The organism is Streptomyces inusitatus (assembly GCF_014651115.1).
Lineage (GTDB): Bacteria > Actinomycetota > Actinomycetes > Streptomycetales > Streptomycetaceae > Streptomyces > Streptomyces amakusaensis.
This window is the reverse complement of sequence record NZ_BMWG01000005.1, coordinates 151,685-170,318: the sequence shown is the minus strand read 5'-3', so window position 1 is coordinate 170,318 and position 18,634 is coordinate 151,685. Positions and strand designations below refer to the sequence as shown.

Annotated in this window: 15 protein-coding genes; all 15 read left to right on the top strand. The window is 65.2% G+C overall.

Translation table 11 applies throughout. The annotated features are described in order from the left end of the window. The first annotated feature begins 25 nt into the window (after positions 1 to 25). The 15 genes from IE247_RS11940 to pabB all read left to right on the top strand — a co-directional run bounded on the left by IE247_RS11940 (position 26) and on the right by pabB (position 18,544). On the top strand, positions 26 to 1,483 hold the full coding sequence (locus IE247_RS11940; protein WP_190122998.1) for a prenyltransferase/squalene oxidase repeat-containing protein: 1,458 nt from the start codon (positions 26 to 28) through the stop codon (positions 1,481 to 1,483). A gap of 49 nt (positions 1,484 to 1,532) precedes the next feature. Continuing rightward, complete coding sequence (locus IE247_RS11935) at positions 1,533 to 2,021, top strand: DUF4430 domain-containing protein (protein ID WP_190122997.1); 489 nt, start codon at positions 1,533 to 1,535, stop codon at positions 2,019 to 2,021. 150 nt (positions 2,022 to 2,171) lie between these two features. Further along, positions 2,172 to 3,362, top strand: coding sequence for an acyl-CoA dehydrogenase family protein (locus IE247_RS11930; protein ID WP_190122996.1), 1,191 nt, complete (start codon positions 2,172 to 2,174; stop codon positions 3,360 to 3,362). An 807-nt stretch (positions 3,363 to 4,169) separates the two neighbouring features. Then, the gene (locus tag IE247_RS11925) at positions 4,170 to 5,291 is read left to right on the top strand and encodes a DegT/DnrJ/EryC1/StrS family aminotransferase (protein ID WP_190122995.1); all 1,122 of its coding nucleotides are present in this window, start codon (positions 4,170 to 4,172) and stop codon (positions 5,289 to 5,291) included. Between the two features lie 24 nt (positions 5,292 to 5,315). Further along, positions 5,316 to 6,653 carry an NDP-hexose 2,3-dehydratase family protein gene (locus tag IE247_RS11920; protein ID WP_190122994.1) on the top strand — a complete coding sequence of 446 codons (1,338 nt, stop codon included), beginning with the start codon at positions 5,316 to 5,318 and terminating at the stop codon, positions 6,651 to 6,653. Continuing rightward, positions 6,650 to 7,618 (top strand): Gfo/Idh/MocA family protein, encoded by a 969-nt coding sequence (locus IE247_RS11915; protein WP_373305542.1) that lies wholly within the window; start codon positions 6,650 to 6,652, stop codon positions 7,616 to 7,618. Before IE247_RS11920 ends, IE247_RS11915 begins: the two co-directional genes overlap by 4 nt. Before the next feature lie 119 nt (positions 7,619 to 7,737). After that, positions 7,738 to 8,511: a sugar phosphate nucleotidyltransferase gene (locus IE247_RS11910; protein WP_190122992.1), complete on the top strand. Its 774-nt coding sequence runs from the start codon at positions 7,738 to 7,740 to the stop codon at positions 8,509 to 8,511. A 21-nt stretch (positions 8,512 to 8,532) separates the two neighbouring features. Continuing rightward, a complete protein-coding gene (locus IE247_RS11905) occupies positions 8,533 to 9,951 on the top strand; it encodes a GNAT family N-acetyltransferase (protein WP_190122991.1) in 1,419 nt (472 codons plus the stop codon). A gap of 41 nt (positions 9,952 to 9,992) precedes the next feature. Further along, positions 9,993 to 11,480, top strand: a complete 1,488-nt coding sequence (locus tag IE247_RS11900; protein WP_190122990.1) for a glycosyltransferase family 4 protein — start codon at positions 9,993 to 9,995, stop codon at positions 11,478 to 11,480. Positions 11,481 to 11,520: 40 nt separating this feature from the next. Further along, entirely contained in the window at positions 11,521 to 12,237 is a 717-nt protein-coding gene (locus tag IE247_RS11895) for a class I SAM-dependent methyltransferase (protein ID WP_190122989.1), read from the top strand. Between the two features lie 56 nt (positions 12,238 to 12,293). After that, positions 12,294 to 12,782, top strand: coding sequence for a nucleoside 2-deoxyribosyltransferase (locus tag IE247_RS11890; protein ID WP_190122988.1), 489 nt, complete (start codon positions 12,294 to 12,296; stop codon positions 12,780 to 12,782). A gap of 2 nt (positions 12,783 to 12,784) precedes the next feature. Continuing rightward, positions 12,785 to 14,014 carry a hypothetical protein gene (locus IE247_RS11885; protein WP_190122987.1) on the top strand — a complete coding sequence of 410 codons (1,230 nt, stop codon included), beginning with the start codon at positions 12,785 to 12,787 and terminating at the stop codon, positions 14,012 to 14,014. Next, entirely contained in the window at positions 13,999 to 14,922 is a 924-nt protein-coding gene (locus IE247_RS11880) for an NAD-dependent epimerase/dehydratase family protein (protein WP_190122986.1), read from the top strand. Before IE247_RS11885 ends, IE247_RS11880 begins: the two co-directional genes overlap by 16 nt. 68 nt (positions 14,923 to 14,990) lie before the next feature. Further along, positions 14,991 to 16,487 (top strand): class I adenylate-forming enzyme family protein, encoded by a 1,497-nt coding sequence (locus IE247_RS11875; RefSeq protein ID WP_190122985.1) that lies wholly within the window; start codon positions 14,991 to 14,993, stop codon positions 16,485 to 16,487. After that, positions 16,484 to 18,544 carry an aminodeoxychorismate synthase component I gene (gene pabB / locus IE247_RS11870; RefSeq protein ID WP_190122984.1) on the top strand — a complete coding sequence of 687 codons (2,061 nt, stop codon included), beginning with the start codon at positions 16,484 to 16,486 and terminating at the stop codon, positions 18,542 to 18,544. The genes IE247_RS11875 and pabB overlap by 4 nt, the downstream gene beginning before the upstream one ends. The last annotated feature ends 90 nt before the right edge of the window (positions 18,545 to 18,634 follow it).

Here is an 18,634-nt window from a genome sequence, read left to right as displayed (position 1 = left end):
CGTCCCGCCGTACCGAGGAGTACCGATGAGCACGCCCACGCGACCCCTGCGGAGACTGGCCGCAGCGCTACCCGCCCTCGCCGTCGCGGGCGCGATCGCGGCGGCCGGACTGAGCGGCACGCACCCCGCCGCCGCGAACGGCCCCGCCGCCGCACCGCTGTTCTCCCCCTCGGACGCGGCCGCCACCTGGATGGCCTCGAAGCTGACCGACGGCAGCAACGCCAAGGGCGACCACGGACTCACCGCCGACATCGTCCTCGCCCTCGCCTCCACCGGGAAGGGCGGCAGAGCGGCGGCCAGGGCGACCGACTGGCTGGAGCTCAACGCCACGAGCTACGTCACCGGCGGCACACCCGGCAGGGTGAACATGGGCGGCACCGCCAAGCTCGCCCTGGTCGCCGCCGTCCAGGGCCGGGACCCCAAGAAGTTCGGCGGCCACGACCTGGAGGCCACGCTGCTCGGCCGGCTCCAGGAGAACGGCCGCTTCACCGACGACCGGGTCGGCGGCGACATGTCCAACCAGTTCGGCCAGTCCCTGGCCGTCCTCGCCCTGGAACGCACCGGGAAACTCCCGGCCAAGGCCGTCGACTTCCTCGCCGCCTCCCGCTGCGCCGACGGCGGGTATCCCCTGAACTTCCGTGCCGATCCCGCCAAGTGCAAGTCCCACACCGACAGCACCGGCATAGCCGTCCAGGCGCTCCTGGCCGCGAACCGCAAGGCGGACGTGAAGCCCGCGCTCCGCTGGCTGATCCAGCAGCAGCGGTCCGACGGCGGCTTCGGCGACAACGGCTTCGGCACACCCGTGGCGGGCAACTCCAACTCCACCGCCCTGGCCGTCCAGGCGCTGGCCGCCGGAGGCCGTGCCGAGGCCGCCGTCAAGGGCATCGCCTGGCTGCGGACCATGCAGCTCGGCTGTGACGCACCGGCCGCCGACCGGGGCGCGGTGGGCTACCTGGAGCCCAAGGCCGACGGATCGGCGCTGCGCGCCACCGCGCAGGTCGTCCCGGCGCTCGCGGGCGAGTCGCTCGCCGACATCGACGGCAGGGGAGCAGCCGAGGACCTCGCGGCCATCGAATGCGCTCCGGAGGAGACGCCCACCCCGACCCCGACCCCCACTCCCACGCCGACCCCCACTCCCACGCCGACCCCGACGCCGACCCCGACGCCGACGCCGAGCAAGACGTCGTCCGACAGGCCCGGCGACACCTCGCCGACCACCGCCGACCCGTCGGACTCCGCGGACTCGTACCCCGATTACTCCGACTTCACCGCGACGGCGTCCGCCACGGCCACGGCCACGGCTGCGGCCACCGAGACCGCGGCCTCCGGCTCCACCGGCACCGGCTCCACCGGAGGCTCCTCCGGCGGTCCGCTCGCCTCCACCGGCTCGCCCGCCCTGACCTACGGCGCGGCGGCCCTGGCCCTCATCGTCTGCGGAGGCGGCGCGCTCTACGCCGTACGTCTGCGCCGACGCGCCTCCTGACCACCCCCATCCCCGTCCCACCCACTTTTCCGAGAGGAAGAACCACCCCATGATCGGCAGCATCTCCCGGCGTTTCGCCGCGGCCACCGCGGCCCTCGCCCTCGCGCTCACCTTCTGGGCCCCCGCGGCGACCGCCACCCCCGCGACGGCCCTGGCCACCCCGGTGACCGTCCACCTCACGGTCACCGGCCCCACCTCCACGATCTACAGTTCCAACATCACGACCACCGGTCACAACGTCACCACGGCCTCCGGCGGCACACACATCTGCGACGGCACCAACAACGGCCACAACCCCACCCCCGGCGCCACCCCCACCGCCGCCCTCGACGACGCGGCGAGCGCGGCGGGCTTCACCTGGGACGGCATCTGGTACCCCTCGTTCGACGACTACTTCGTGACCACCATCGCGGGCAGCGCCGGCGGCTCCACGGCGTACTGGAACATCTCCGTCAACGGCGTCGCGACCCCGGTCGGCGGCTGCCAGTTCCGGATCAAGGCCGGTGACCGGGTGGCCTTCACCTGGACCGAGCTGTAGGAACCACCGCCTCCGCCGGGCCGGACGGCCTTCCTGCGGTCTGCCGTCCGGCCCGGCGGAGAGTTCGCGGATCCCCGCCCCTTCCAGATTCTTGCAACACGTTCTACCGTGTGCGCCGCGTCCGGTACGGACCGAGACTCTGGAGGGGCCGTGCACCTCGCCCACACACCCGAACAGCGGCGGCTCCGCGCCGAACTGCGCGAGTACTTCGCCGAACTCGTGCCCGAGAACGCCTACGCCCGCCACGCCGACCCCGCCGAGCGGAAGCGCTTCTACCGCGCCACCATCCGCCGCCTCGGCGCCGACGGCAGACTCGGCGCGGGCTGGCCCAAGGAGTACGGCGGGGGCGGGCTGAGCCCCATGGAACAGTTCATCTTCTTCGACGAGGCCGCCCAGGCGGGCGTACCGCTGCCCCTGATGGCGCTCAACACCGTCGGCCCCACGATCATGCGCTTCGGCACCGAGGAGCAGAAGGCCCACTTCCTCCCCCGGATCCTCAGCGGTGAGATCGACTTCGCCATCGGCTACAGCGAACCCGAGGCCGGCACCGATCTCGCCGCCCTCAAGACCCGCGCCGTACGCACCGGCGACGAGCTGACCGGCCACTACACCGTCGACGGCCAGAAGATCTGGACCACCAACGGCGACACCGCCGACTGGGTCTGGCTCGCCGTGCGCACCGACCCCGCCGCGCCCCCGCACCGGGGCATCAGCATCCTCCTCGTACCGACCACCGACCCCGGCTACTCCTGCACCCTCATCAACACCCTCGCCTCCCACGACACCACCGCGAGCCACTACGAGAACATCCGCGTCCCCGCCACCCGCCGGGTCGGCCCCGAGAACGAGGGCTGGCGACTGATCACCCATCAGCTCAACCATGAACGCGTCACCCTCGCCGCCCACGGCGCGACAGCCATTCGCGCCCTCAGCGACGTCCGCGACTGGGCCGCCGCCACCAAGATCGCCGACGGCCGCCGCGTCATCGACCTCTCCTGGGTCCGCACCCTCCTCGCCCGCGCCCACACCCGCCTCGACGCCCTCAAACTCCTCAACTGGCAGATGGTCAGCGCCGTCGAGGACGGCACCCTCACCCCTCACGACGCCTCCGCCGTCAAGGTCTACAGCTCCGAGGCCCGCCGCGACGCCTACGGCTGGCTCATGGAGATCCTCGCCGCCTCCGGCCCCCTCAAAGAGGGCTCCGCCTCCACCGTCCTCCACGGCGAGCTGGAACGCGGCTACCGCTCCTCCGTGGTCTTCACCTTCGGCGGCGGCAACAACGAGATCCAGCGCGAGATCATCGCGTGGATCGGTCTGGGCATGCCCCGCGTACGGCGCTGAGCACGGGTGACCGCAGATGTTCAGCACCGTCGCCGCCGTACGCGCGGTTGTCGCCGTCATGCCGGCCGGGGCCAGGCGGTTGTCCGAGGCGCGAGCGCGGCGATCGGTCGAAGAGGCCGGTGCGCCGAGAACCGGATTCCCCCCCCCGTCACCCTGAGACAGGCCAAGAGCATGGGCGCCGCGTTCGCGACGAACGCGAGCGTGGGCGTCCGCCCTGGCGGCGATCGACCGCGCCGAACTCGCCGCGTATCACCCGGTGCTAAGCCGTCTCACCCAGACGTACCTGCCGATCGCCGGCGAGACCGCAGCCGCCGGAACATCAGGACCGGACGGCCGCCGCACCACGATGCGGCCGCCCTCGGCCTGCCCGGCCTTTGCCGAGGCCCGCGGAGCCGGTGCCGGAGCCGCACTCGAACCGGAATCCGAGCTCGTACCTTCTCCGACCGAGGCCAGTCCCGCTCGAAGCTCCGCCCGCACCGCGGAACCTGAGCCCGCGCGGACCTCACCGGGGCTTCACTTCCGCGACGCCGCCGGGAGGCGGTCCAGTGCGCTCCGTCGGGGGTACGGACGGCGTCCCGAGGGCTGTGCGGCACTCTTGGCCAGTTGGATAGCTGCAGGTCACACGGGCTTGTGGCTTGTAATCAACGCCAATTGCTTTACGTTTTATCACAGCCGATATAGAGTGAGGTCTCCTCGCTGGGCAGCGATGACTTGAAGGGGAATCTGTTGACGGGCGCACAGCTGTGTGCGCAGGTGCTGAAATTTTGATCCGGATAATTCCCGCGGAAGCGGTGAAGGGAGTGTGTTGTGTCGCAGCATGTCCCGCCGAAGAGCGAAATCAGAATGTACCGACCGCAAGTAGAGAAATCCTCGCTGGACCGCCTCCGAGAGGTTTTTGAATCCGGCTGGATCGGACTCGGTCCCGTTACCGAGAAGTTTGAACAGGAGCTGGCGAGCACGGATTTACTCGGCAAGCATCCAGTCGCCGTGAACTCCGGAACCGCAGCTCTCCATCTTGCGCTTGTTGCGGCAGGAGTGCCCAAGGGGAGCGCCGTCATAGTTCCCGCCAATACATTTGTTTCGACAGCATCAGTGGCACTTCAGCATCAGTGCCGGGTGATTCTCGCAGATATTGAACGCGCCACGGGGAACATCGACCTGAAGTCGGTGCGTGAAATCCTGGAGGCCGAGCCGGATGTCAGCGCCATTATAGCCGTCCACTACTCGGGAATCCCTTGCGATATAGCAGGGTTGAACGAGCTGTCCAAAAAATATGAAGTGACGGTCGTCGAGGACTGTGCTCACGCCATCGGTTCGATGTGGCGGGGACGCCCGATGAGCGAGTCGCCACATATTCAAGCGTATTCTTTCCATGCGACGAAATCTCTTGCTGTCGGTGAAGGCGGATGTGTGACCTTCCCCGATGCTGCCTCTGCGGAGCGGGCGAAGCGACTGCGCAGACTCGGAATCGATACGGGTGCCCGATCCTGGGGGAACCCCTACGACATCCCCGAGTTGGGATTCAAGTACAACATGGGCGACATCATGGCGGCGATCGGTCTCGCGCAGCTCGAAGGGTTGCAGAGCAAGCTGCAAAAGCGCAGGTCAATCGTGCGTCGCTACCGGGAGCGACTGGCCGGCTCCCCGGTGGAGCTTGTGCGGGAAGCCGATGACTCCGATCGGTCCGGGGGCTTCGCCGTGCCCGTTCTGGTCAAGGATCGGGAGCGGGTGCGGAAGGAGCTCGATTCCGCTGGAATCGAATCTGAAATCTACTTCAGGCCGCTCGGTGAATTTCCGATCGGCGCCAGCCGCCCTACGCCTGTGGCCGAGCGTTTTTCCCGAGATGTCATCTGCCTCCCCATCCATCCGCTGATCAGTCTCGAAGAGGTCGACTACGTCTGCGACCGGCTGATCGAATGCGTGGCATGAACGCGTACACGATGGGGAGTACACGTGGCATCCGTAAAACCGGCGATCAGGGTGATCGATACAGTACGGGATCTGCGCTCGGAGTGCCTGCGTCGGCGTAGTTCGCTGACTGCGCGTGCTTTTCTCGTTCCCTTGACTGAATTGCGGTCATGGTCCATCGGAGAAGATGGAGCATTGGCGCACGAGACAGGCCGATTCTTCCGGATCATTGGCGCAAGACATCTGTCGGGCACGAATCATACGGTCGAACAGCCGCTCGTCGAGCAGAGTGAAGTCGGAATGCTGTGCCTTTTTGTCGCACAGTTTGAAGGGCAATTCCACGGTCTGATCACCTTTAAATTTGAGCCAGGCACTCCGGACGGAATTGAAGTTGCACCCACTGTGCAGGCAACGCGCAGCAACTACGAAGCCGCGCATGGCGGAAGCCAGGTTCCGGCCGTTGAAATCGCACTGTCGGAAGAGGTGTGCACACTTGCCGATTCTGTGCAGCGCGAACAGGAGTCGTGGTTTCTCGGAAAGGTGAACCGGAATCGTATAGTCCTGCTCGATGAACGGGAAGCCATCGATATTGCTCGGACCGTCCCAGAAAGTAGTTGGGTACCGATACCGGTTCTGCTGAAGGCTGCGTTGGAAAGCCGCCTTCTCAATATGGATCTGCGATCGGTCCTGTCCATGTGGCCACTGGAGGCCATGATGTCCCCGGACGCCCCTGCCCCGGTGACGAGCGGACCGCTACCGCACGTACCGCACGGACAAGACTCCACGTCTCCGGGCTCGAACCCCGAACTCGTACCACTGGACAGCCTGTCGCACTGGCAAATAGCGGACAGCATCGAGCACCGGCAGCGCCGGTTCTTCTCCATCGTGGGCTGTCGTGTCGAAGGACAGGGCCGTGAGGTCGCGTCCTGGGATCAGCCACTGTTGGCGCCGGTCGGCATGGGTCAGTGCACGCTGCTGGTCCGGCCCGGTTCCAGCGGCCCGGAGTTGCTCGTCTCGGAACGAGTCCGGATCGGGTCCCTCCGTGGGCCCAGCCTTGAGGCGCGGTTTCAGCGAGGCGATATCGCGGACCACACCACGGAATCGCGCCGCCGATCGATGGTCGAGGAATCGTCGGGTCTGGTCCGCTGCCGAGAAATCCACTCTGCTGTACACGCCGAGGAGGGCGGCCGGTTCCGCGGCGCCATCGCCACCTATCAATTGGGGCTGCTCCCCGATGCCGCCGAGCAGCAGCCGGCCGGCCGGTGGACCCCCTTGAGAGAGCTGGAGGCGCTTGGCCAGCACGGTGATCGGCTCAGCGTCGAGCTGCGCACCTGTCTCACGATGATCAAAGGCCTCATCGTGAGCGGAACTCTGAAACCGTGATCGCGGCGCTGGGGAATTCCGATTATCTGAGCCGGAGGACCGCTCCACTGCTCCGGGAGCTCAACGGTACGCAGGGTCCCCTCCTCGTGGGGACCGATCATCCGCGGGGCACTCGCTCGGCCTTGCCGAACGACGGGATCGAGTTCATGGACCGGGAGGCGGTCCTGGCCTGTCCGAACGTCGACGTGGTCTATGTCTCCAGCGCGACCGGCCGTCATTTCGACGACTGCCGGGCCGCTCTGACCGCCGGGAAACACGTGCTGGTGGAGAAGCCGGTCTCACTGGCGGCCACGGAGGTCCGCGAGCTGGACTCGATGGCTCGCGCCTGCGACCGCACAGTCTTCGAGTGCCTTTCCTACCCCTACCATCCTGGCTGGACCGACTTCCTCACCCGGGTGCACGACGAGGACTGGGCGGACTCCGTGTCCGTGTCCGCGGTGTTCCGCATACCGGGACGAGAACCGACGGACTTCCGCCGGCGCCCTCGGCACGGAGGCGCCGCCGCGGACCTGGGGACCTACTGTGTCGACGCGCTGGTGCGGCTCGGTGCCGTCGCGGAAGATCTCGACATCGGAGCGCTGTTGTTCGGGGACTCGGAGACCGACGGCGGCGCGGCGATCACGAGGCGATCGACCGGCGGGCGGACCTTCACCTACACCGGCTCGTGGGCCATCGGTGACTCCTACGCCAACAGTGTCGTCGTCGCGGACCCTTACCGGCGTCTGGAACTGCTCCGTGTGTTCTCGCCGCGGGTGGACGCTCCGGGCCTGGTCGTCATGAGAGAGGCGGACGGAGAAGAGCCGACCGTCGTCGCGACCTCCGAGCCCACCAACGCGACGCGGTCATGCCTGACCGCGGGCATGAGGCACCTGCGGGACTCGGAGACGGCGGGGCTGGTCGACTGTCCGGCCATTCTGCGCCGCATCGCCGCGCTGGGAGAAGTAACCGCAACCACTTTCGCGTAACCGCAACTACTTTCGCGTAACCGCAACTACTTTCGCGTAACCGCAACCACTTTCGCGTAGCCACACCTTTCGACCGTAGATCGATCACGGCCCCGCTGCGGGCCAGAAGGCGGTAGGCAATGGGGGCAACGAGCCCTGCCCAAGAACGAGTCGCCGGAATAGTGCTGGTGGGAGGAACAGGATCCCGACTCTTTCCGGCGACACGCGTAGTCAACAAACATCTCCTTCCGGTTTACGACAGGCCGGCGATCGCATTCTCAATGGATGTGATGGAAGAGTGCGGTGTCGATACTCTGGTCCTTGTCTGCAACGCGGCGGACAAAGAAATTTACCAAAGTATTCCGACCTGGCTCGGATACGCCGACATTGAAATCCGGACGGTAGTTCAAGAAGAGCCGAATGGAATCGCCGGCGCCATCGCCTGTGCCCGGGAGCACCTGGAACCCGAAGGGTACGAACATATCGTCGTTGCGCTCGGTGACACTCTGTACGTGCATAGTTCGACCTGGGCAGGAGAGATCCTCACACAGGTCGAAGAAACCGGATGCAGCGCTGCGGTCGCGGTGATCGAGCACCCCAATACAAAGGATTTCGGGGTTGTCGAGAGCATTGCGAACGGAACGGTCGTCAGTGTTCAGGAAAAGATTGATGTGCATAGCAGTGGGCAAGTGTGCACAGGTCTCTATTCTTTCGACGGCTCGATATGGAAGAGGCTGGAGTCCATCGTCCCATCGCGCAGGGGGGAACTGGAGGTCACATCGCTGCTTCAGTCCTACATAGATGACGGAGGTCTTACCGCAGTCGCTGTTCCCGAGGAAGCCGGGTGGTTCGACGTAGGCACCCCCGACCGCCTGGTTGACGCCGCAATCGCCCGTCGAAAAGTACTGGCTTAATTTCCGCCACGCATCAGGGAGATGGAATTGAGTATTCAGCCGGACACCAACGAACCTTCGTCCGAAGAGCTCGACAAGATCGTCATCAGGGACGCCACAGAAGCGGACCGGGCGGTCATCCAGAGCCTTCTGCACGGTTCCCTCAGGCGGAACTACGACGGTGATCACATCGCTCAGGCCGATCGCATCATCGACGCACACCTCGGCGGTGGTGCGGATCCTGTGGGTCACTTCTCGAAGACTCAGCATGTCTACGTCGCCGAAGCCGCCGGCGAAGTGGTCGGCGTCATGAACATAGCCGAAAAGCGCCAGGGCACGATGAAGATCAGCCCGCTCATCGTCAACCCCGACTTCCGTGGCTCCAACGGCGCCGGATCCGCGCTGCTCGCGAAGTCCGTCGAGGTGGCGAAGGAGCGTGGCATCCGACAGCTCTACGGCACCGTCGCCGAGCCGAGTTCCTGGATCGAGACGTTCTATCTGAACCGCGGCTGGACATGCGGTTCGCAGTCGAACAGCCAGTACCGTCCAGGTGTCGTGGAGCACGCGATCTACTACGACGTCGACAGCGAAGAGGACCGCGCCGTACCGGAGCCGCTGAAATTCGAGGAGTACTCCCCGCCCAAGTACAAGGAGCTCGAAAATTTTCTGACCTCCCGTATGGATGCCTTTGTCGACGGTATAGACGAAGACTTCGTCCGAGCCCTGGTGGCAGGGCACGAACGGCGGGATTCGCGCGAGGTGGAGTCCAAGTATAAGGAGATATTTCTCGGTTACACATCCGAAGCCCTCAGTTCCGTCGTCGCGTTCGGACCGAAGAAAGGCGGCGCGGTCAAGCTGATGCCGCTGAGTGCAACGTCGCAGAGCGCGCTCCAGGAAACCCTTAGGTTCGCGCAGTCCTGGGCCGAGGGCCGTACGCACAAGCTGTATACGCACCAGCATGTGGATCCGGCAGTGGTGACTGCCTTCCAGAGCGAGATGTGGACACTGGAGGGGCTTCTTCCGGAAGCGTACTCCACGGGAAAGGTAGCCGCGCAGTGGGGTTGGCTCGCAGGTGAGACCACTCATCTGGGTCGCAACTCCGACCGTTTGAAGGCCTACACCGAGCGTTTTCTGACATTTATTCAGGACCGGGGCTGGGGCGAACTCGAAGAGGCGCGCAGCCTGGGGATGGCGATCGGCGGCGAGGCCGGCGAGCTGCTGGCTGAACTCCAGTGGCTCAGTGAGTCCGACATCGTCGAGCTGCTCCGCACCGACAAGGCTTTCAAGAGCAAGGTGTCCTTCGAGGCCGCGGACATCCTCAACTACCTGATTCGATTCGCGCGCTACTGCGACTTCGACCTGATCGAGGCGGCGGACAAGAAGCTGGCTGTCAATATCGACCGATTCCCGGTGGAGGAGGTTCACGGTTTGAAGGGGAAGCGCTACAAGGCCAACCGCTGAGCTCGGCAAGGCCGGCCTGGCAGGACGAGGAGTCGAAGCCAGTGAACATTCTATTCGTGTGCAGCGTGTACTACCCGGTGACTGGTGGCGCGCAGGATCCCATCGACCAGCTCGGAGCGGAGCTGGTCGCACGTGGACACCAGGTGGACGTACTGACGCGGCATGTGCCCGACACCACGCCGAAGGAAGAGGTGCGTAATGGTGTGCGTATACACCGGGTCCCCAATCCGGTGCTGCCCTCCGACTTTCAAGCGTTGACAGCCGAGCTGCATCAATTCATCCGAAGTGTGCGGAAGCCGGATGTCATCCATGTCGTCGGCCTGCGCAGACCGCTTCCGATGGTGGCTGAGCTCCTGGCCTGCCTGTGGCACGTGCCGGTCATCCAGACCGTCGGCGGCTACGACATCCCCGACGCGGTCGATCCCGACCCGCGGCTCGTCTGGCTGACCGGGCGGGACTTCGTTCTTCCGGTCATGCGGAGGGCGGACCTGCTGAACGCGGCGTCGGATGACCTCGCGCGGCAGACCGAGCTGTTGGTCGGTGAAAGGGCACCGGTATCGACGCTCTATGTGGGTATCGACCACGAACTGTTCAGCACCGCGGAGCCCCACCGGAGTGCGGGTGCCCTGGGGCCCTATGTGCTGTCGCTGCGACGTCTTGAACCCGCCAAGTCCGTGGACAGCACGATCAAGGCGATCAGTCTTCTGAAGGACGAGATCCCGGAGCTCCAACTCGTCGTGGCCGGCGACGGCAGCGAGCGGGCCGCGCTGGAGGAGTACGCCGACCGGCTCGGTCTGGGTTCCCGTGTGCACTTCATCGGGGAGGTGCCGATCGAGGAAGCGGCTTCCCTGCTGAAGGGCGCGTTCGCCACCGTCGTCGCCTCGAAGTCAGAGGGCGGGGGCCTGGTGAATGTAGAGGCCCAGGCCGCCGGTTGTCCGGTGATCGCCACCCGGGCAGGTGGCATCAGCGAGTACCTGGGAGGCGAGTCGGGCGCGCTGTACGTGGACGCGCCGGACGGCGGACTGATCGCGCGGGCACTGCGGAGCCTGTGGTTCGACCCCGAGGCCCGGGAGCGCCTGGTCGCGGCCGCCCGCCCTCTGTCCGAGCGTCTGTCCAATCGTTCGCTGGCATCGGAGTACACGGCGCTCTACGCGGAACTGGCGGCGGCCGGTCAGGCACGGGAGTTCGTGCCCTGGGACATGATCACCGCCGCTCTGTGGGAGGAGATCTCCGTCCTCTCGGGACGGAACCCCACCCTGGACGACGCCTGGCGAGTGCCGCGGGAGATCGAGGACCTGGTGCTGTCGACGGCGGATGAGGAATTCCGCGCGCTCGGGCACGGAGCCCGGGCCTTCTACTACCTGGCCTGGTCCAGCGGTGTGCCGGTCGCGGAGTTGCGAAAGGTGTGTGATTTTGTGCTGCGGGCGACCGGGGACCTTCCGAAGGAAACCGTCGCCGCCGGACTGGAGCATGCCGCGGACTGGGGGCGCTTCGACATCGAGAGTTGCCTTGGATACATCCGGAATTAGGAGACGAATGTCGCAGGGTTCTGAACCTCGGACCACCTCAGTGACGTCGAAGCGGTTCTACGACGCCTATTCAAGCGGCTACGCAACGTACTTGGAGCGCCATACCGGGTATTTCCGCGCGGTCGAAAAAGAGATAGCCACAGCAGCCGGGAACCGGAGGGGTCTCGCACTGCTGGACGTGGGAACCGGCACCGGTGAACGCCTGCAACGCATAATCTCGGCGATTCACCCCGATCGCGTCGCTGCCATTGACGAGAGCCCCGATATGGCCGCTCTTGCCCAGCGCAACTGCCCCAGCGCCCAGGTGCTGGCGATTCCCCTCAGCGCGCCCGAGCTGCCGGGAGAACTTTCTGACCGCTTCGATCTGGTGACCTGTCTTTCGAATGTCCTGGGGCATATCCCCAAGGCGCAGCTAATACCGGCACTGAAGCAGGTCAGAAGTCTTATGAAGCCCGACGGTGTATTCATCTTCGATGTCAACAACCGTTACAATGCGGCCACTTATGGTCCACTCAGTGTGATCCGGAACATGGCGAGGGACCGTGTGCTACCCGGCGGCGGTGATTTCACGGCGGCGTACCGAAACGGCGACGAGGTTCTGCAAACCCCGGTTCATCTGTTCAGCCCGTCCGAAGTTGCCCGGATGCTTCGGGAGTCCGGGCTCAAGGCCGCGAAAATCGGCTTCCGGGATTATGTGACGGGTCAGGAGCGCGGCCGATTCGGCGGAAGTATCGTAGTGAAGGCGGTCAGTGTATGAGCAGTTCCCTTGCCCACCGCCCGAAGGTGTTCCTTGCGGCACCTTTCGGAAACTATGTGCGTGAGAATGTTTTCCTGCCGGAGCGGAAGGCTGAAATTCTCAGTCATCACACACGGCTCTCCGAGTTGGGAGCCTCGGTCTTCAGCTCCCATCTGAACGAGGAGTGGGGCGCCGCGGGGCTGCCGCCCGAGGACTGTATGCGGGACGATCTCCGAGCCCTGCACGCGTCCGACAGCCTGTGTGCGCTCGTCGGCGATGAACCTTCGGCCGGAGTGGCCTTCGAGCTGGGGTACGCGGCCTCGATCCGTCTGCCCACGGTCCTGGTCACCACGTCCTTCGGCGCGCTCTCCTCCATGCTGAGGGGTATGGGCACCCTGCTCGAACTGGAAGTGGTCGAAGGAGACCTGGGCAGTCCGGCGGTCGTGGAGAAGGCGTGTTCCCTGGCGCTCGACCTCGGTGCGAAGCACCGGCGGTCGGACCGTTTCTGGGAGAGCCCGGAGGTTGAGCGCGCACTGAAGTTCCGCTCGTTGGAAGGAGTGGGGTGAACGTGTCGAGCACGGCCCCTGGCGGTGTCCGGATCGGCATCCTGGGCGTGAATTTCGGCTGGGGGCCACATGCCGCACTGGAGACCGTCATCAGCGAGATCCGGCGGACTGCGCCCGGGGAATGCCAAGTCGTCGCCTTCGGGAGCGAGTACGGACGGTCCCTCATGCGGAACGTCGTCGACGATTGGTGCGATTTCGACTCCTCGGACTATGAGGATTTGACGCGGGCGGCAGCCGCGAAGGACCTCGACGTGGCACTGGTGACGCTGGACGGGTTCGCGGCCCGCGCTTTCGAAGCAGCGGGTGTGCGCACCGTCTTCGTCGACCTCATGCCCTTCCTGTGGCACGGCGCGGACCTTGCCGTGCCACCGCTGGAGGTGAGCCGTTATCTCGCTCTGAGGCTCCCGGGCCTGTCCCCGCAGACCCTCGACTGGATGCGGAGCATCCACAATCTGCAGTGGATCGGCGCGGTGGTTCCATGGGAGTCGCCGGCCACGACGCGGCACGCCCATGGATACGCGGAGGGAAATCGGAAAGCCATCGTCACCCTCGGCGGAATGCTCGGGCTGGCCACCCGGGACACCACGACCTACCCGTCCCTGGTACTCCCGGGAACCATCGAGGCGCTGATCGAAACCGGTTTCGAGAGCGTCCTCATAGCCGCCAACACGCCACAAGCGGATCTGGACGCCCTCGTCGCCCCGTACGCGGGGCACATGGAATTCAGCTTCGGTCCGCTGGCCCGCACCGAGTACCGCACACGTATCGCGGAAAGCGCGCTCTGCCTCAGCCAGCCGGGGCTGATGAGCCTGCTGGAGGCAAGCTCCTGCGGGACGCCGCTGATTCGTCTGCCACCGCAGAACGTCTCCGGGTTCCAGCAGGCGGAGATCCACAGGATGGCGACCGGAGCCCACACCGGGGTGAAGTGGCCCACTGACGTCGTCGACGAGGCGGTGGCAGTGCGGAAGGCCGCGGAAACCGAGGCGGCCGGGAATGACTACGTCTACCAGGCGATCGCGGACGGTCTTCGCCGACGCTCGGACACCACGCGTCTGTCCATCCGGGCACAGCTGGAGAAAACGATCCCGGAGTGCCTGGCGCTTCCTGCCGACATCTGGACGGGCCTTGTGGCGAAAGTGGGGGCGGACGGCGCGAAGACGGCCGCGGAGGCCGTACTCGATACGGCCCGCACGGAGTGGCGGAGTGACGGGGCGGCATGGCCAGGACCGTAGTCGTCTTCGGTGCCAAGGGGTTCATCGGAAGCCGTGTAACCGCGGCGTTGGATGCGGACGGGTGGCACTGCATAGAGGTGGACCGGTACGGGCGGGCGACGGGCGGCCTTGGAGACGTCGGCGGCCCCTACTACTCCGGAGACGATTGGTCGTCTCTTGAGCTGTCCCGATTCCTGCGGCACTGCGGCCCCGCCGTGATCGTCAATGCCGTTGGCGCCGCCTGGTCGACCGACCCTTCGGTGGTGCGCCGGGACAACGTTGTGTGGCCGTGCCGCCTCGCGGAAGCATGCGAACGGTCGGGGACGACAGAATCGATTCTGCACCTCGGGTCGTCGCACGAGTACGGTGACACCACCCCGGGCGTCCGGGTGAGTGAATCGACCGCTCTGGCTCCCCTGACGGCGTACGGGAAGTCCAAGAGCGCGGGAGCCTCCCACCTGGTCCGCGCGGCCTATCGGATGAACAGGCCGCTGACGCTGATCCGTGCCTTCAACGTGATTGGCGCGGGCCATGGTACGAACGGGATCTGGGCCTCCGCGGTCGGGCTGTACCGAGCCGCGGAGGAGGCGGGATCGGACCAGGTGGTGGCGAACGTTCCGTTCCCGGAGACGGCGCGGGATCTGATCGATGTCAGAGACGTCGCGGGTCTGGTGAGCCTGGCCGCGGCCCGCCCGGGGCCGACGGTGGCCGCTTACAACGCGGCGTCCGGGACCGCGACGAGCATCAGGCAGCTCTTCGACGCCTTCGCGGCGCGGACCGGGATCCCCTATCGGTTCGAGCGGGGTTCCGAAGGACTGCGCATCGGGTCGCGGTGGCAGCGCGCCGACATCTCACGTGCGGAATCACACCTCGGCTGGACGAGGCACTTCACCCTGACCGATTCCATAGAAACGGCCCTTGCTCGTTAAGAACGGCGCCGGCTGAGCTCGGCTGATTCAGTCCGTACCAGGGTATATCCAGGGAAGCGGGGAGAGTTGTGTTCAGCGATACATCTATTTTGGCCGCGCGGCTGGCCGAGGAGGGCGGCTGGACGGATACGGCCGCTGTCATAGACGAAAAAACGGGTGAAGTCCATCGGCACGGAGAAATCCATGCTCGCGCCCGTGAAATCGCCGAAGAATTTCTGGACCATGGCATCGTTTCAGGTGATCATGTCGGGCTCCTGGTGGGCGACCGGCCCGAATGGATGCCTGCCTTTCTTGCGGCGCATGCCATCGGCGCAGTTCCGCTGGTGGTAAATCCGGACCTGGCGGCGCACGTGCAATCAAGGATGCTGGGAATTCTGCCCACCAGATTCATCATCTCGTACCGCGACGGCACACTGCACATCGAGGGCCCCAACTCCCGGACTCCGCCTGCCCCTCGCGGTCGCGGGGAGGGGCAGGCGCCCTCTCGGTACTACCTGTACAGCTCGGGCACGACCGGAACTCCGAAGGCCGTGGCGCATACCAGTGCCGACCTGAACTTCTTCCACGAAGCAGTGGCCGGCAAGAACGGCTTGGACGTACAAGCGGCCGACACCATCGTCTCGATCTCGCAATACTATTTCACTTACGGGTTCAACAATCAGTTCGTCTATCCGCTTTTCAGCGGCGCGTCGGTCGTGCTGAACAGGCAACGCAGGAACGAAGAGGAATTCGTCGAATCCCTGCGCCGGTACGGAGCCACCCTGGCATTCTCCGTTCCGTCGGCGCTCGCCAAGCTCGCCGACCACATCGAGAGTTCGGCCGTCGAACGCCCGGCGGCGCTGCGAGCCATCGTGTCCGCCGGGGAGCCGCTCCCCGACGCTGTCGCGGAGCGGCTGGAGGACCGCTGGCAGGTCCCGGTGCTGAACCAGATCGGCTCCACGGAAGTGGGCAACGCCTTCTGTGCGAACGGGGTGAGGCGCCGGGCCGCGGGAACCGCCGGTTTCGTCTGCCCCGGCTATGCGGTGCAGTTGCGGAGCGACTCAGGTCGCCCTCTCCCGGCGGCCGGACCGGAACAGAAGGTCGGCGCGGTGTGGGTCACCGGGCCGACCATTCCGAGCCATGCGGTCACGGTGAACGGGACGCAAGAGCTACTGGTCGACGGCTGGCTGGAGACGAAGGACTTCGGGTACTGGGCCGACAACGGCGGCCTGGTGGTCGTCGGACGCACGGACGACTTTGTACATGCCGGTGGAATCTCCATGTCGGCGGTGGAGATCGAATCTGCCATCAGGGGCTGTGCCGGCGTCGAGGACTGCGCCGTACTCGCACCCCTGGTCGACGATGTCTCCACGCTGTCCGCCCTCGTCGTGATGAATCCGTCGACCGGTGAGCCGGAAGGGTCCTTTGCCGCGCTGCGGGAGCAACTTCGCCGAGACCTGGATCCTTTTCGAATTCCCAAACAGTGGACGTTGGTTTCGGAGATTCCACGCACCAGCAGTGGAAAGATCATGAGGCATAAGCTGAGCTCTGTGTCCGGTAATGGAAACCATGGAATGGTCCGATGATCCGTATCCTTCTTGTCGACAACTATGATTCCTTCACCTATAACATCTGGATGTATCTGAGCGAGCTCCCGGATGTTGAATGTGTGGTTGTCAAGAACGATGTCCCACTGGAATCCGTCCCCTTGGAGGATTTCGATGGCGTAGTAATATCGCCGGGGCCCGGAAGTCCCGATGTACCTGCTGACGTGGGGATATCACGCACTATTGTGACGTCCGTGGACCTGCCGATTCTCGGTGTCTGCCTCGGGCATCAGCTCATCGGCAGCGTCTACGGGGCGAAGGTCGGGCCGGCGCCCACGATCATGCATGGGAGGCCGTCCCGGATCAGCCGCGGTGAAGACCGTCTGTTCCGCGGAATGGGTGAGGAGTTCACTGCGGTTCGGTACCACTCCCTGGCTCTCTCAGGAGTGGAAGAGCCGTTGGAGGTCATTGCCGAGGACGAGGATGGCGTCCCCATGGCGATCCGGCACAGTGGCAGGCTGGTCTGGGGCGTTCAGTTCCACCCGGAGTCGGTTCTCAGCGACGACGGACGGCTTCTCTTGCGCAACTTCGCCGAGATCGTCACAGAGAGCAGGAACACAGCGGCCAATCCTGCGGACCGCAAGGATGCGATCAACTGCACATGGGTGTGCGTAGAGGGGAAGGCCGACGGGCAGGCGCTGTTCAAAGCGTTCTGCGGGCTGTCGACCGAGAGCTTCTGGCTCGACAGCTCCGATACCGGCCAGGCGCGGTTCTCCATCATCGGCGGGCTGCCTGACGCCCACTCAAAAACCGTGAGCTACCGCGTGGCCGAACAGCGCGTCAAGGTGACGGATTCTGATGGTTCGGTGCGGTATGCCGATGTCGATGTGTTCACTTTCCTGAAGGATCAGCAGCGCCTCCTCAGTGTGGACAGGGAGGAAGAGCTGCCGTTCGAGTTCAGGCCGGGCTTTGTCGGCTACTTCGGATACGAACTGAGGGCGGACACCGAGGAGATGGTCGTTTCCCGGCACTCTCGGCTTCCCGATGCCCGCTTTCTGCTCACCGATCGCTATGTGGTCGTCGACCACCTGGAGGACAAGGTCTACCTGCTGTTCGCAGCCGGCCGCGGGCTCGGGAAACACGCCGATGCGCAGGCATGGTTCGAGAGCGCTTCGCACACGGTGCGCAAGGTCATCTCCGAGCCTCCCGGCCGCATGGAGCGGATGCCGCCCGGAGAGTCGGTGGAGGTTGCCTTCCGGGACAGCAAGGAGACGTACCTGGCGAAGATCCTGAAGTGCCAGGACTACCTGGCCAGCGGAGACTCCTACGAACTCTGCCTGACGAACTCCGCTTCCATAGCGGGTGAGTTCGACGCTGCCGAGACTTACGCTCGTCTGCGCACAGCCAGTCCGGTTCCCTACGGTGCGTTCCTTCGGAATTCGGAGTTCTCCGTGCTGTCCGCGTCGCCGGAGAGGTTCATGACCATCGGAGGCGACCGGTCCGTGCGCGTGAGCCCCATCAAGGGAACACGTCGGCGCGGTGCCACGGCGGCCGAGGACGCAGCGCTGAAGCGGGAGCTCGCGACCGACGAGAAAGAGGTGGCCGAGAATCTCATGATCGTCGATCTGATGCGGAACGATCTCAGCCGCGTCTCCGAGGTCGGATCGGTGCGTCCTGTGGAGCTGTTCGGCGTGCACACCTTCGCATCGGTGCACCAGATGGTGAGTACTGTCGAGTCGAAGCTCCGGCAGGATGTCGCGGCGGTCGACTGCATCCGCATGGCCTTTCCGCCCGGCTCGATGACCGGTGCGCCGAAGTTGCGCAGCATGGAGATTCTGGCTGCTCTGGAGGAGGAACCGCGAGGTATCTACGCCGGCGTCCTTGGATGGGTGTCCCTCAATGGGCGCGCCGACTTGAGTGTGGTGATCAGGACCCTCGTCCTTGAGAAGGACTCCGCGTCGTTCGGAGTCGGAGGCGCCATCACACTGCTGTCGGACCCGGAGGCGGAGTACGCCGAGACGCTGGTGAAGGCGGCCGCTCCGAAATCCGCCTTCGAGGGCCTCGATTACCGGATCGGAATTATTCCGCATGGCTGAGATCGTAAATCCACCCCAGCCAGAGCTTCAGGAAGATCGATTATGCGGCGGAGGGCATCATCGAGTTGATGAAGGGGTGTGAGCGTGAGG